Source organism: Pantoea sp. X-Soil-MYKO-1785 (genome assembly GCF_059730675.1).
On sequence record NZ_AP036000.1, the window covers coordinates 3,125,401 to 3,140,580 of the forward strand.

At 59.3% G+C, this 15,180-nt stretch carries 10 protein-coding genes; 1 reads left to right on the top strand and 9 read right to left on the bottom strand.

The window, feature by feature from the left end; all coding sequences use genetic code 11:
* Positions 1–2: 2 nt before the first annotated feature.
* From rlmN to AC6I8D_RS14845, 4 genes are all read right to left on the bottom strand, one after another.
* Complete coding sequence (gene rlmN / locus AC6I8D_RS14830) at positions 3–1,172, bottom strand: dual-specificity RNA methyltransferase RlmN (protein ID WP_031377788.1); 1,170 nt, start codon at positions 1,170–1,172, stop codon at positions 3–5.
* 185 nt (positions 1,173–1,357) lie between these two features.
* A complete protein-coding gene (ndk, locus tag AC6I8D_RS14835) occupies positions 1,358–1,789 on the bottom strand; it encodes a nucleoside-diphosphate kinase (RefSeq protein WP_003848684.1) in 432 nt (143 codons plus the stop codon).
* 175 nt (positions 1,790–1,964) lie between these two features.
* Positions 1,965–4,340 carry a peptidoglycan glycosyltransferase PbpC gene (gene pbpC / locus AC6I8D_RS14840; RefSeq protein ID WP_497820403.1) on the bottom strand — a complete coding sequence of 792 codons (2,376 nt, stop codon included), beginning with the start codon at positions 4,338–4,340 and terminating at the stop codon, positions 1,965–1,967.
* On the bottom strand, positions 4,295–9,187 hold the full coding sequence (locus tag AC6I8D_RS14845; RefSeq protein ID WP_497820404.1) for an alpha-2-macroglobulin family protein: 4,893 nt from the start codon (positions 9,185–9,187) through the stop codon (positions 4,295–4,297). Before AC6I8D_RS14845 ends, pbpC begins: the two co-directional genes overlap by 46 nt.
* A gap of 145 nt (positions 9,188–9,332) precedes the next feature.
* Between AC6I8D_RS14845 and sseA the strand changes: the two genes are divergently transcribed.
* On the top strand, positions 9,333–10,175 hold the full coding sequence (gene sseA / locus AC6I8D_RS14850; protein WP_497820405.1) for a 3-mercaptopyruvate sulfurtransferase: 843 nt from the start codon (positions 9,333–9,335) through the stop codon (positions 10,173–10,175).
* 33 nt (positions 10,176–10,208) lie between these two features.
* On the opposite strand, the gene sseB is transcribed toward sseA, so the two are convergent.
* The 5 genes from sseB to trmJ all read right to left on the bottom strand — a co-directional run bounded on the left by sseB (position 10,209) and on the right by trmJ (position 15,100).
* Positions 10,209–10,973: an enhanced serine sensitivity protein SseB gene (gene sseB, locus AC6I8D_RS14855; RefSeq protein WP_312055100.1), complete on the bottom strand. Its 765-nt coding sequence runs from the start codon at positions 10,971–10,973 to the stop codon at positions 10,209–10,211.
* A 47-nt stretch (positions 10,974–11,020) separates the two neighbouring features.
* The gene (gene pepB / locus AC6I8D_RS14860; protein WP_497820406.1) at positions 11,021–12,307 is read right to left on the bottom strand and encodes an aminopeptidase PepB; all 1,287 of its coding nucleotides are present in this window, start codon (positions 12,305–12,307) and stop codon (positions 11,021–11,023) included.
* 169 nt (positions 12,308–12,476) lie between these two features.
* The gene (locus AC6I8D_RS14865; RefSeq protein ID WP_312055104.1) at positions 12,477–13,631 is read right to left on the bottom strand and encodes an IscS subfamily cysteine desulfurase; all 1,155 of its coding nucleotides are present in this window, start codon (positions 13,629–13,631) and stop codon (positions 12,477–12,479) included.
* Between the two features lie 88 nt (positions 13,632–13,719).
* Positions 13,720–14,217: a Fe-S cluster assembly transcriptional regulator IscR gene (gene iscR, locus AC6I8D_RS14870; protein WP_312055106.1), complete on the bottom strand. Its 498-nt coding sequence runs from the start codon at positions 14,215–14,217 to the stop codon at positions 13,720–13,722.
* 130 nt (positions 14,218–14,347) lie between these two features.
* Positions 14,348–15,100 (bottom strand): tRNA (cytosine(32)/uridine(32)-2'-O)-methyltransferase TrmJ, encoded by a 753-nt coding sequence (gene trmJ / locus AC6I8D_RS14875; protein WP_312055108.1) that lies wholly within the window; start codon positions 15,098–15,100, stop codon positions 14,348–14,350.
* Positions 15,101–15,180: the final 80 nt, after the last annotated feature.

The following is a 15,180-nucleotide window of genomic DNA, read 5'->3' on the forward strand; positions in this document are numbered from 1 at the left end:
TTTCAGAGCGCTTTCACAGATATCGCTTCACCGGCCATCTTTTTGCGCAAAGTACGTTTGGTACGGTCGATAACTTCACCCGCCAACTGACCGCAGGCGGCATCAATATCATCGCCACGGGTTTTACGCACGATAGTCGTGAAACCGTAGTCCATCAGCACCTTAGAGAAGCGATCGATGCGGCTGTTAGAGCTGCGGCCGTACGGTGCGCCCGGGAAGGGGTTCCACGGAATCAGGTTGATTTTGCACGGCGTATCTTTCAGTAATGCGGCAAGCTCATGCGCATCGTCGGTGCTGTCATTAACATGATCCAGCAACACGTACTCGATAGTGACGCGACCCTGGTTGGCATTCGACTTGCCAATGTAGCGTTTCACCGCCGCCAGGAAGGTTTCAATATTGTATTTTTTGTTGATCGGGACGATGTCGTCACGCAACTTGTCGTTCGGCGCATGCAGCGAGATCGCCAGCGCGACGTCAATCATATCGCCGAGTTTGTCGAGCGCCGGCACCACGCCGGAGGTCGAAAGAGTCACACGACGCTTCGATAAGCCGAAACCGAAGTCATCCAGCATGATCTCCATCGCGGGTACCACGTTGTTGAGGTTGAGCAGTGGCTCACCCATGCCCATCATCACCACATTGGTGATCGGACGCTGGCCGGTGATTTTGGCCGCGCCGACAATTTTCGCCGCGCGCCATACCTGACCAATAATCTCTGAAACCCGCAGGTTACGGTTAAAGCCCTGCTGAGCGGTCGAACAGAATTTACACTCCAGCGCACAGCCCACCTGTGAAGAGACGCACAGCGTGGCGCGGTCGCCTTCCGGGATGTAGACGGTTTCCACCAGCTGATCGCCAACGCGGATCGCCCATTTAATGGTGCCATCGGTGGAGCGCATCTCTTCCGCCACTTCCGGGGCGCGGATTTCCGTCAGCTCCATCAGCCGGGTACGCAGCTTTTTGTTGATGTCGGTCATCTGCTCGAAGTCGTCGCAGCAGTAGTGATAGATCCACTTCATGACCTGGTCAGCGCGGAACGGTTTTTCACCGAGCGACAGGAAGAATTCGCGCATCTGCTGACGGTTGAGATCCAGCAGGTTAATTTTTTGGCTCTTGGGGGAAACAACAATCGGGGATGCGGACGCGGACGTCACAATCTGTTCGGACATAATGTTCTCTGGCCTCGTTGTTACACGTTATGGCGCTGTTCAGGAATAGGTAAAAAATTGCGCCTTCATCAAGCGGAGTTAATGAAGGCGCAATATTGTACAACATCTGCGGCCTGATAACAGGCGGGAGTCGCCTCCCTCAGGCAGATTTTTGTAAAGCCAGCCGGTGGTTTATCGCCAGGCGATTAACGGGTACGCGGGCAGATTTCGTTTTCGCCGAAGAAGTAAGCGATTTCACGGGCAGCGGATTCTGCAGAATCTGAACCGTGGGTCGCGTTCTCGGTGAAGCTGTCAGCGTAGTCAGCACGCAGGGTGCCGGCCAGTGCGTTTGCCGGGTTAGTCGCACCCATCAGGTCACGGTGACGCTGAACGGCGTTTTCGCCTTCCAGTACAGAAACTACTACCGGACCAGAGGTCATGAATTCAACCAGACCGTCGAAGAATGGCTTGCCCTGATGTTCAGCGTAGAAACCTTCAGCCTGCTCTTTGCTCAGCTGCAGCATTTTTGCGCCAACGATTTTGAAGCCTGCGCTTTCAAAACGGTTGTAGATGGCACCGATCACGTTTTTAGCGACGGCGTTTGGCTTGATGATAGAAAAAGTACGTTCGATTGCCATGATGACCTCTGTCTTGACGTCCTGAAGAAACCGGGGGCGCACGCCCCGGCTAAGAAACGGCGCCGATTATAGGGGCAGAGCCTGGCGTTGCCTATCAGAGATCCGCAATTTATTGAAAAATCTTGATCTGAATCGAAGCAAAGCGGCCGCAATTCTGATTTAGCGCATCAAAATATCACAGGCGACTGAAGGTGACGGTGGCCAGCTGACCCGCTTCGTCCATCACCACCAGCTGATAGTCGCCCGGACGATCAAGATGCAGCGACAATGAACCGCTCTGGCTTTGCTGCGGTTGACCGTTGAGAAACCACCAGCGCGCCGTGCCCTGCCCGCCCTGCACTGCCACCGGCAGTTGCAGCAGCGGATTGCCCGGCAGCGGTTGCACCCGCTGTCCGTCAATCACGCCGGTGACGATCAGCGGTGCGCTGCTGCCCTGCTCTAACGGCGGACAGTGTGGATCGATTGGCGGTAAGCGCTGCGCCCGCCGCTCCTGAGGTGGCAGCCAGGCTTCGAGCGGCAGCGGCCACATCAGGCGTTCACGGCTGCTGGCCTGCGGACAATCCGCTGCCACCCGCAATCCCCGATCGTTTTGCCAGTAGCGTAACCGCAGGCCGCTGAGGCTCTCCTGTCCGGCAGCCAGCAGCGTGGGCGGCAGCGTGTCGTTGAGCACCCAGCTCTGCCGCCGTTGCCGACAATTCTGGTCGCCCACCGGCAGTGGCTGACCGCCTGGCCAGCAGATAGCGGCGACCGTCACCGAGGCCGGACGCCGATCGGCAGGCCATTCCTGGCCGGCTAAACGGCTGATCAGGATGCTGTTAACCTGATTCAGCACCGGTACCGCCGAGGCCACGCCTGACTGCCCGGCCACCGGCGTCGCATCCGGGCGTCCAACCCAGACGCCAATCAGGTAACGCGGATTCACCCCAACCGCCCAGGCGTCGCGGTAGCCGTAGCTGGTGCCGGTTTTCCACGCCAGCGGAACCACCGCCGGTTCGCTGCCGTTCGCCGCTGATTGCGCCTCGCCTGCCAGAATGCGGCGGATAATCCACGCCGCGCCAGGTGACAGTAACGGTCGCTGCTGCAACGGCTGCTCGGGCAACCAGCGCAGCTGACCGGCGTTGCCGTGGCGGGCAAAGGCGCTGTAGGCCGCTACCACCTCGTCCATCCGTGCCCCGGTGCCGCCGAGGATCAGCGACAGATTAGGTCCGGAACCGGCTGGAAAGCGTAAGTTGAGCCCGACGTTACGCAAACGGGCCGCCACATTTTTCGGCCCCAGCGCTTCCAGCAGCTGAACGGCAGGCAGGTTAAGCGATCGCACTAATGCCTCGCTGGCGCTGACCGGACCATGAAAACCGCTGTCGAAGTTACCCGGCCGGTAGTCGCCGACGCGACGCGGCACATCCTGCAACAGGGACTCTGCATGGATCAGGCCATCATCGATCGCCATGCCATAGACAAAGGGTTTTAACACCGAGCCGGGCGAGCGCACGCTGGCGATCATATCCACCTGACCAAAGCGGCTGTCATCGCCAAAGTCGGCGGAACCGACATACCCCTGCACCGCCATGGTGGTGTGATCGACCACCAACACCGCCAGTGAGGTGCGCGGTGGAAGCTGACTTTTAATGTTCAGCGCCATGCTCTCCAGCTGACGCTGTAACGACGGATCGAGGGTTGAGACAATCTTGTCACGGTCGGTCATCGACAGCAGACGCCGGGCCAGTAAGGGTGCCATCTGTGGCATCTGTCGCGGCGGAAGCCAGACCGGCTCCTGACGGATTTCAGCCACCTGCTGAGGCGACCAGACGCGGTACTGCGCCAGCCGATCCAGCACTTTGTTGCGGGCGGCTTCGGCTCGCGCCGGCCAGCGATCCGGCCGTAACCGGCTGGGTGCCTGTGGCAATACCGCCAGCAAGGCGGCCTCGCCGCGGGTCAGCTCAGCGGGCGATTTTCCCAGCCAGCTCCAGCTTGCCGCGCCGACGCCTTCCAGCGTGCCGCCAAAGGGTGCCCGATTGAGATAGAGGGTCAGGATATCGCGTTTAGAAAGGTGCCACTCCAGCTGCAGCGCGCGCCACGCCTGAATCAGCTTGCCCTTTAGCGTCCGCGGCTGGGGGTCGATAAGCCGAGCCACCTGCATGGTTAAGGTGCTGCCACCGGAAATCACGCTACGGTGCCGCAGATCCTGCCAGGCGGCGCGCAGCAGGGCCAGCGGATTGACGCCAGGGTGATACCAGAACCAGCGATCTTCGTAAGTCAGTAGTGCCTGCAAATAGGCCGGCGAAACCTCCTCTGGCGTGACCGGATAGCGCCAGATCCCGTGGCGATCGGCGAAGCGCCACAGCGGCGTACCGTCGGCGGCCACCACCACGCGCGCCGGCTGCGGTTGCTTTAGCGGTAACGGAGAGAGCCGATCCAGCCCCCACAGAGCCAGCAGCAGCGTCAGTAAAAACAGCGGCAGCGCCAGCCACCGCTTTTTAGCCGGGCGGATATTCAACACCAATCCGCTTACCGGACGTTCATCGGCGGTGGGGTACTGCCGATGGCGTGCCATTCAGGAACATACATCGATTCCACCTGCGGCGGTGGCATCTGGTAAGTGCCCGGCGTGACGGCCCGCGCCAGATAGATCAGCGTTGCAGGACGATAACTATCAACCGCCAGCGCGGCGACGAAACGATCGTCACGGAACTCAATATGCCGAATATTTACCTGCTGCATATCCATCATGCTCTCTTTTAACGCATCCGCGCTGTCGCCCAGGCTGGCGCTGCTGTCCGCCAGATTCTGGTTTTCCAGCTCTAGTCCGGCAGGCAGTAAATCCACCACCAGCGCATCGCTGATGTCGCGTCTGGCTGAAACGGTCAGACGCACCACCAGCAGCTCACCGCTGCGCAGCTGGCTGAGATCGGCAGCTTTGCCATCGAGGGTGAAGTACTCCCGTTTGATCGCCAGCTGCTGGCTGACCGGCGCTGGCGGGGTCAGCGGATATCCCACTACGTTCAGGTTGCCATATAGGGCCGCCGGACCCGGATTGCTTATCGTCACGCCCTGCGTCAGCTGCCGGGCACTCAGCCCGCGGTTTAACGGCGCATTGCCGGTCAGCGGTTGTGGATCGCCCGCAAGGTTCGCCTGCCAGCGCTGGCCCTGAGCCGTTTGCAGAGTGCGCGCCGCCAGATAGAGGGCGTTATTCTCCTGCGTCGAGAACCCGCGCTTTCCATTGAGCTCTTTCGACAGCGACAGCAGCAGGCTGTTTTGCAGGTCCGGCTGCAGCTGATTTTCCGCTAACAGCGCAATCATCATGCCCTGATCGCGTACCGTGCTGCCGTAGTCCCCAATCCAGCGATCGTCAGGGCGCGTCAGACTGGCAGCCTGCACGATCGCCAGCTGCGAGCGCGGTGTATCACCCATCAGCTTCAGCGCGATGCCGAGCTGCATCAGCGCCAGCCCTGAGCGGTTCTGGTCACGCTTTTCATACAGCGCACGCAGCGCACCCAGCGGCGCGCGCTGCTGCCGCGCCAGTACCAGGCCGGCGTAAACCTGCACGCTAAAGCGCAATGCTTCAGGCTGGTTACCGCCGCTGGCGGTGATCTGCGCCGGGTCCTGTAAATAGCGCAGCAGCCGGGCGTTAGCGCGGGCGATCAGGTCGTCAGGTAACGCATAACCGGCCTCGCTGGCACGCAGCAGAAAATCAGTCACATAAGCGGTTAACCAGAACTCCTCTTCGCTCTGTTTACCCCATAAGCCGAAGCTGCCGTCCGCGCGCTGCATGCCTGCCAGCCGGGCGATGCCGGTTTCTACCGCCGCCCGCCGCGCCTCATCAGTGCTGGTTTTAATTCCCATCGCACTGAGCTGCGCCTGACTGGTGTAGAGCGAAGGCCAGAGGCCGCTGGCGGTCTGCTCCAGACAACCGTAAGGATAGGCATACAGCGCACTGATATAGCTGGCGAGATTTAACGGCGGCCGGTTACTCAGCGTCAGTTGCCCGCTCAGCGTCTGGCTGTCGAGACCGGTAAGCGCCGCGGCCGCCACCTGCCACGGCTGCCCGGGGGTAATCACCGCGTCAAAATTGAGGGTCTGGGCAGGATAAGGCGGCCTGACGCCGATCTTCCACTGCTGTTTGCTCGGCCGCAGCTGCTCACCAGGCAGATTCAGCCCGCTGATCTGCACCGCGATCTCGCCGTCGCCAAAACCGCTTTTCGCCATTACCGGTATCTGCAGGGTGGTGCGAGCGCCTTTTGCCAGGCTGATAGTCTGACTGGCGGCGCCCGCCAGCCCGACCAGGCCACTGGCTGCCACATCCACTTTCAGGGTCTGCGGCAGATCGGTCAGGTTGGTAATGTCCAGCGCCAGCGAAGCCTGGTCGCCGCTGGCAAGAAAGCGCGGTGTCGCCAGTTCACTGACCAGCGGTGCTGCCACCACTACTTTGCGTTCGGCAGCGCCGAAGCTGTCGTCACTCCAGGTCTGCGCCATCAGTCGTAGCTCACCGTTAAACGCCGGGATCGGCAGCGTAAGAGTGCCTTTGCCCTGTTTATCCAGCGTCACAACCTGTAATTGCTGCGCCACAATATTGACGTGGGTAACCGGCTTTTTACCGCCGCGGGTGTTGGAAGGATCTTCGCCATCACCGCCAAAGCGCAGGGTCGCCAGTCGGCCTCCGCCCTCAATCAGCTGGCCGAACACGTCATACTGATCGACGTTATAGCGTTTACGACCGAAAAACGCCTGCCACGGATCGGGAGTCTGGTAGTCAGTCACGCTCAGCACGCCACTGTCGACCGCCGACAGCAGCACCTGCACCTTATCAGGCAGCGGACCGCCGTCGCGGCTGGCCTGCAGGTTTACCGTCAGGTTCTGCTCTGGCCGGATGGTCGCGGGCGTTTCCAGCGTCAGGTTGAGTCGCCGCGCCTCGGTCGCCATCGGCAGATGCAGCAGTCCGACCGCGCGTTTTGGCGTCGCCCCGCTGACCTTATCGCCGTCGCGCACCACGATGGCACTGAAGTAGAGATCGTGACGCTGCCAGCTATCGGCAATCGGCACCTCAACCTGGGTCCCCCCCTGCGGCACGGTTAACGGCTGCCACCACAGCGTGCCGCTGCTTGACTCCACCATCAGATAGCCTTTACCGGCTGTCGGGGACTCCACCTGCAGATGGACCGTTTCACCAGGCTGATACGCCGCTTTATCCAGTTTTAGTTTCACCTGATCCGGACGCAGTGCCCCGGTGCCGTTGGTATTATCCTGCCAGTCATAACCCGCCTGAAAACGTACGCTGCTGACGATCTTTTCGTCCGCCTGCACCTCAAGCCGGTAACTGCCCCACTCTACCGGGAAGCTCACCTTACTGCTGCCACCCGCCGGAACGGTGATGACGCGTTCATCTTCCTGCAGATCTTTGGCATCGTAACGCGATTGCCAGCCCTCGCTGTCAGAAAAGCTCCAGTAGTAATCGCGCCGTTCGCGGATTAATCGCACCACCAGCTTGTCAGCCGCCAGCTTTACGCCCTGGCTGTTGGCGTAAACGAGATCAAATTCCGCCAGGCTGTTTTCCGGCACGGTAGGCTCGTCGTGATAGCTGTCGCTGCGGTAGTCATACACCGCTTTACTGGCAAACAGCGGACGAATGCCGGGCAGCGCGGCGGCTGGCCAGATGGCGGTAGTGGCACGGCGGGTGACCGGCCGGCCACCGGTTTCCAGCAGGCTGGCCTGCAGAATCAGGTTAAGCGGTGAATGCAGTTGATCCCACTGATTATCGACCGTGAGCCGGGCCTTGCCGCTGGCATCCAGCTTCAGATCGACTTCATCCAGCGTGCGCTTCAGGTCCTGTTCGGTAATATCGCCAAACTGGTAACCCGGCAGCGCCGCGACCGCCTCCCGTGCCGGGCGCAGATAAAGCTCGCCCTGCAGCGCGTTACCGGCAGCCGGTGCGCCATACAGGTAGCGCCCCTCAATATTGAAGGCGATGTCGGCATCGGCAGGCTGCGGCTGGGGATCGGTTTTCAGGGTCAACGCCATGCGTTCCGGCAGAAAATCCTCGACGTGGAAAGCCCATTGACGCTTCAGATTGTCACCGGCATTCAGTCGCAGCTGCCAGTCACCGGTCATCGACGCGTCGGGCAGGGTGAAACGCTGCTGATAAAAACCGTCCTGCGGTTGCCAGACAAAGGTACGCACCAGCTGGCCATCGGGCTGGACCAGCTCGGCTTTCACCGGCTGGGCCGGCAACGGTTTACCGTCGGCATCGCGTAATAGCGCATTGACGATCACCGTTTCGCCCGGGCGATAGATATCTCGCGGGCCAAACACGAACAGCTGTTTGTCATAGCCCTGTGGCCCGGTAACCGGAAACTCCGCCAGATCCAGCGCCGGACGCGCCAGGTCGATCAGCGAGGTCTGCTCGCCCTGCATCGCCAGCAGAAAGCGGCCCTTCTCATCCGCTTTCAGACGCAGATGCCCGTTGCTGTCGCTGTTGCCACTTTGCAGCACCTGGCCTTTCTCGTTCAGCAGCCTGACGCTGACGTCAGCAAGCGGCTTGCCGTTTTCCAGGCTCTGGGCGAACAGTTCAAGCTGGGTGGGAAAGCGATGCAGTGACAGACCAATATCGCTCAGGGTAAACAGCGTGGCGGGCATGCTGTAGTGATAGGTGCCCGCCTGTTTCATCACCGCCAGATAGACGCCCGGCTGCTGCAGCGGGCTAATATTCTGAAGCGGCAACTGCAGTTTTTCACGGGTATTGCGAGCCGGGTTGAGTTCAAAACGTCCGCTGTAAACCAGCTGACTGCTTTTTAATAACGACTGAGATTGCCAGCTTGAGAGGTTATTGCCGTCATTCCACTCGGCAAGAAACGCCGCCAGACCGGCATTTTTTATCCGGAAAAAATCCACATCAACCTGGTCGATATTCAGCGCCAGCACCGGTAACCCCTGGGTAAGGCGCAGCGGCAGCAACGAGCCACGGCTGGCAAAACCGACCATCGGTTCGATATCCCGGGTGGTGATTTTTTTGCTGAAGCCGGCCGCCAGCGTCTCTCCGCTGGCCGCGCGCAAGCCCGCTTCCACCGTGACGGTAAACTGATGCGACGGCTGGGGATGACGAAAACGCAGCGTTTTGTGGTTGTCAGACAGCTCCCAGCCACCGTCTACCCGCCCCTGTTTATCGTCGGTCAGCCTGACTTTTTGCGTCAGATCCTGCTTATCATCCAGCGGCTGATTAAAGGTTAAAACCAGCGCGGCAGCGCCATCAAGCTGAAGTTCAGAGAGGTCGGAGAGCGTCAGCGGCTTACTGACCTGCGTGGCGGGGGTTTCCGCTGCGCTGACAGGGTAAATCGGTACGGCTGCGGTCGCCAGCAGCGAACCGCCGATCAGCAGGCCGATCAGCAGTCGGTTAATGCGTTTTTTCATGGTAAATCCTTCACCGGGTCCCAGAGGAGTTGTTTTATAACGCTGCGCAATTTCATCTCAATGCTCGCATTTAATCAACGCTTCTCTTGAGATGGCGCCCGCATTGCCCGACACTGACAGCACAGATAACTGAGATGAGGTTGTTATGACGACGCCACTGTTTGTGTCCGCCGACTGGTTACAGGAACACTATCACGATGAAAACCTGCAGGTGCTGGACAGCCGGATGCTGCCGTCTGGTCAGGAAGCGGTGCGGGATGTGAATGCCGAATATCTGGCGGGCCATCTGCCTGATGCACCGTTTTTCAACATTGAAGAGCTGTCGGATCACACCAGCCCTTACCCGCACATGCTGTCGCGCCCCGAGCGTTTTGCCGTGGCAATGCGTGAACTGGGTATCAGCAGCGACAAACATCTGGTGGTCTATGACGAGGGAAATCTGTTCTCGGCCCCACGCGCCTGGTGGATGCTGCGCCTGTATGGCGTTGCCCAGGTGTCGATTCTGGCTGGCGGCCTGCAGGGCTGGAAAGCGGCCGGTTTTGCCCTTGAGAGCGGCCCGGTATCACTGCCGGAAGGTGAGTTTGAAGCCAGCTATGATGAAGGCCAGGTCCGTCGGCTGAATGATGTGCTGCTGATCAGTCATGAAGGTGGCGCACAGCTGGTGGATGCGCGTGCGGCCAACCGTTTTAACGCCGAAGTGGATGAACCGCGTCCCGGTCTGCTGCGCGGCCACATTCCAAATAGCCTGAATGTGCCGTGGAATAGCCTGGTGGTGAATGGCGAACTGAAGCCGCTGGCTGAACTGCGCGATCTGTTTGCCCGCGCCGGGGTTGAGCTGGACAAACCGGTGGTGGCCAGCTGTGGTTCGGGCGTCACGGCAGCGGTAGTGATTCTGGCGCTGACCGCGCTGGGCGCGCGTCACACCGCCATCTACGACGGTTCGTGGAGCGAATGGGGCAGCCGCGACGATCTGCCGATTGCGAAATAAAAAAAGAGCGGCCAGTGCGCCGCTCTTTTTCCATCAGATGATGCGTTCGCTGCCTTTGAAGTCGCGCAGGAAACTGCCCCAGCGACGTTCATAGAACGGGGTAATATGGGCAGTGAAGAAATGGCTGATGCCGCGATCCTCCACCGTCACTTCGCATAAGTCGACCGGCGCATCGTCCGGCAGCGTATCCATTGCTACGCTGCCCGCCGCCTGAATGATCGCTTCAATATCGCTGTCCGCTTCAATACCAATCAGCAGGTTCGGCGTTTCATCAGCCCGCTCACGGATGCTGGCGATAAATGCGCGGCGCACCTGCTTGTATTTGCTGAACAGCTGGGTCAGCGAATCAACCATCTGCGCCGGCGGTTCCGCCACTTCAGACAACAGCAGCGACTGTCCGCCTTCCAGCACCGTTTGCTGACTCAGGGCGTTGCCCTCTTCCGCCAGCAGATGAGTGATTTCGGCAGGCGAGAACTCTTTGCCGGTCGGTAATTTAGGGTTGAGAAACAGCGTTTCGCCACGGGTCATTTCAAACAGCGTGCGCACCGGCAGACGCAGATAAGCCTGCTCGCTGCTGACCGCGTCGCTCATCGCCTGTTCTGAACTGAAAAACGGAATGATGCTGCTGCCATCCTCTTTTTCCCAGTGCTGCAGATCGACCGGCGTGCTGGCATCAAGTTGCTGCGACGTGCTTTCGCCCGGCACCCAGACGTCTGATTCCAGCAACAGTTGAAAAAATTCGGGCCGGTGAGCGGGCTCGGTAGCGGCCAGCTTCAGCACCTCTTCAAGACGGTTCATATTCACTCTCTAAAAACGCGGCGGCACCCGCCACCGCTGAATAGCAGTTATTTCAGTAACAGGTTAGCCAGCGTCCGCACGCCAAGGCCGGTGGCACCGGCCGCCCACTGATCGACCGCGCTTTTGCGGTAGGTCGCAGAGCAGTCGATGTGCAGCCAGCCCTGCTGGTAGTTGCTGACGAAATAAGAGAGGAACGCCGCCGCGCTGCTGGCACCGGCCGCATGTGCCGGGCTGGCAATGTTATTCAGATCGGCAAAATTAGACGGCAGATGGCTGCGATGGAACTCGGCCAGCGGCAGACGCCAGAACGGCTCGTTTTCACTGACTGCGCTGCCCATCAGCGACTGCGCCAGCACCTCATCAAAGGTGAATAACGCATGGTAATCATTGCCCAGCGCGGTTTTGGCTGCGCCAGTCAGGGTGGCAGCATCGATCAGCAGCGTCGGTTGCTGCTCGCTGGCGTCGATTAAGCCATCAGCCAGCACCAGTCGGCCTTCGGCGTCGGTGTTCATCACTTCCACCGATTTGCCATTGCGATAGCGAATGATATCGCCCAGTTTAAAGGCGTTGCTGCTGACCATATTGTCGGCGCAGCAGAGGTAAAGCTTCACGCGTTTGTTGAGGCCGCGGGCAATCGCCATCGCCAGCGCGCCGGTCACGGTGGCCGCCCCGCCCATGTCAGACTTCATTGAGTCCATGAAGCTGCTCTGCTTCATACTGTAGCCGCCGGTGTCGAAGGTAATGCCTTTGCCGACCAGACAGGCGTACACCGGCGCGTTGTCGTCACCGGTCGGATTGAAGTCGAGCGCCAGCAGCACCGGCGGACGGCTGGAGCCGCGCCCTACCGTATGCAGGCCCATGTAGCCCTGCACCCGCAGATCGTCACCTTTGGTGATGCGATAGCTGACGGCGCTGCCGCCCACTTCACTGATCAGGTCGATGGCGGTGTGCGCCAGCTGCTCCGGTCCCAGCTCTTCGGCTGGCAGGTTGATGGTGTTGCGTACCCAGTCGATAATTTTCAGCCGGCGATCAAATTCTGCCTGCTCGTGCTCGCCCAGCGTTGGCCAGTCAACCTGACGCTGTCCTTTCGGGCCGCGGTAGCCTTGCCAGAATGCCCAGCACTGTTCAAGGTGCCAGCCTTCGCCGGCCAGAGCCACGTGGCGAATACCCTGGCTATCCAGTTTGCGACCGGCACGCTGAATGGTCATCAGCGCATCCGCACCGATCAGGTGCAGGGTCATGCCGCTGTCGTTGCTGCTCAGTATGGCGTTTTCGCCCCAGCGCGCATCGGCGGGCTGGCTGCTAAGAGTGATGTTCATCGGTTGTGTGGTCATCGCGAAGCTCCATAGACGTTATTCGTTTCATCCAGCCCGATTGTTAAAGCGGCTTTAATAAGATGTTAAATGTAATGCACAGACAGACCTGATAACAGATTCCGTCAGAGGATGCCAGCCTGGCGCATATTATGGCGCGGTTTCAGAATCTGGCCGGGTATCTGGCCGATTACATTAAGGCACGCAGTCGCGTCACTGATTTCTGCACCAGCGTGATGGCGTAATCGATCTCTTCTTCGGTGGTAAAGCGGCCAAGCGAAAAGCGCAGCGAACTGTGCGCCAGCTCTTCACCGACTCCCAAAGCCCGCAGGACATAAGAGGGCTCCAGACTGGCTGAGGTACAGGCCGAACCGGAGGAGAGTGCCAGGTCTTTCAGCGCCATGATCAGCGATTCGCCCTCAACGTTGGCAAAACTGAGGTTAAGGATGTTGGCAGCGCTGTGCTGCAGGTCACCGTTCAGCGTGACGTCCGGCAGCTGGCTGATGCCGTGCCACAGCCGGTCACGCAGGCGCTGCAGGCGCGCCATCTCGGTCTCACGCTCTTCCGCTGCAATGCGGTAGGCCTCACCCATTCCGACAATCTGGTGGACCGGCAGGGTGCCGGAACGCATGCCGCGTTCATGGCCACCGCCATGGATCTGGGCAGCGATCAGCACCCGAGGTTTGCGGCGGACATAGAGCGCGCCGATCCCTTTTGGGCCATAGAGTTTGTGGGCGGAAAATGACATTAAATCGACCGGCAACAGGCTAAGATCGATCGGCAGTTTGCCGACGCTCTGGGTTGCGTCAACGTGAAACAGAATGTCGCGTTCACGGCACAGCTCGCCGAAAGCAGCAATATCCTGAATCACGCCGATTTCATTATTGACGTGCATGATCGAGACTAAAATGGTGTCGTCACGCAGGGCGTCACGCAGCATTTCAGGGCTGATAATGCCGTTGGCGGCCGGTTTCAGGTAGGTGACATCAAAGCCTTCACGCGCCAGCTGCTGGCAACTGTCGAGCACCGCTTTGTGTTCAGTCTGGCTGGTAATGATATGTTTGCCGCGCGCCTGATGGGCGTGGGCTGCGCCTTTAATCGCAAGATTGTCAGATTCGGTGGCGCCAGAGGTAAACACGATTTCACGCGGATCGGCATTAACCAGTTCGGCCACCTGATTGCGCGCCACATCGACCGCTTCTTCAGATTGCCAGCCAAAACGGTGAGAACGGGAGGCCGGATTACCGAACGTGCCATCCAGCGTCAGAAACTGCATCATTTTGCTGGCTACACGCGGATCGGCCGGCGTGGTGGCGGCATAATCCAGGTAAATCGGTAATTTCATTGCGCTACAGCTCCGTATAAAAAATCATACGTCTTTATAGCAGATTCGGCCCTGCCCGCGTTAGCAGTTAGGGCCGCAACAGCGGGGATTACGAGGCGCGCAGATTGACGTTGATTTCCTGAGCGCGTGGGCTCTGGAAGCGACGATTGTCATTGGCGTTCTGACGATCGGCCACGTCGAGGATCTCCTGATTATTCACCAGCTCAGCCAGCGAAATATTGTTCAGGAAGTCACTGATGCGCACGCTCAGATCGCGCCACAGGACGTGGGTCAGGCAACGTTCGCCGCCCTGGCAGCCTTCTTTGCCCTGGCATTTGGTGGCGTCAACCGACTCATCGACCGCGGTGATCACTTCACCGACCGCGATAGCATTCGACTCTTTACCCAACAGATAACCGCCGCCCGGTCCCCGTACGCTGGCAACTAAGCCATTTTTACGCAGGCGGGAGAACAACTGCTCGAGATACGACAGCGAAATGCCCTGACGCTCGGAAATGTCAGCCAGCGGAACCGGGCCTTCATGGGAATGAAGGGCAACGTCCAGCATAGCAGTTACGGCATAACGTCCTTTGGATGTCAGTCTCATAGCGTACGACCTCAATAGCGTCCGGTTATCGGAGGATTAGCAAAAGATGTCGGCAAGTCTGACATTCCCGAGTAATTTGGTCAACTATTTAACCAGGTAAAACACTCAAGTATTTAACCTGGTAATTTACTCAACTATTATCGTCTTCTTTCTTCTCGTTTTTTCGCTTTTCAAACGACGAAAGCATGCCGCGCAGGATGTTTAGTTCATCACGTTCCGGCCGGGCACGGGTGTAAAGACGACGCAGTTTACTCATCACCTGACCCGGGTTAGCTTCTCGGATAAAGCCGCTGTTCAGCATCATCTGTTCCATGTGCTGATAGAAGCGCTCAAGGTCATCCACCAGCGGATAAGGCGATTCGGCATACTGCGGCTGCGGGCTGGCCTGTTCCTGCGCCTGCAGCCAGGCCATCCGCACTTCATAAGCGATGATCTGCACCGCCATCGCCAGGTTTAGCGAACTGTATTCCGGGTTGGCCTGAATCGCGACGTGATAGTGGCACTTCTGCAGCTCTTCATTAGTCAGGCCGACGCGCTCACGACCAAACACCAGCGCCACCGGCGCCTGCTGGCCCTCTTCGACACTTTTCACGCCACATTCGCGGGCATCAAGCATCGGCCACGGCAGCGAACGGGACCGTGCGCTGGTGCCCACCACTAAACTGCAGCCGGCGATAGCTTGGTCCAGCGAGTCGACGATTTTAGCGTCGCCAATCACATCACTGGCCCCGGCGGCGAGGGAGATCGCCTGTGAATCGGGTTTGACCAGCGGGTTAACCAGATAAAGGTTGGTCAGGCCCATGGTTTTCATGGCGCGGGCGACGGAGCCCATGTTGCCGGTGTGAGAGGTTTCAACCAGCACGATACGGATATTTTGCAGCATTATTGAGGAGTCTCAGCAGCGGGTCAGTAAAATCAGTAGCGCGAATGCTAACATAAAGCAGGACATTTACCGAACACGCT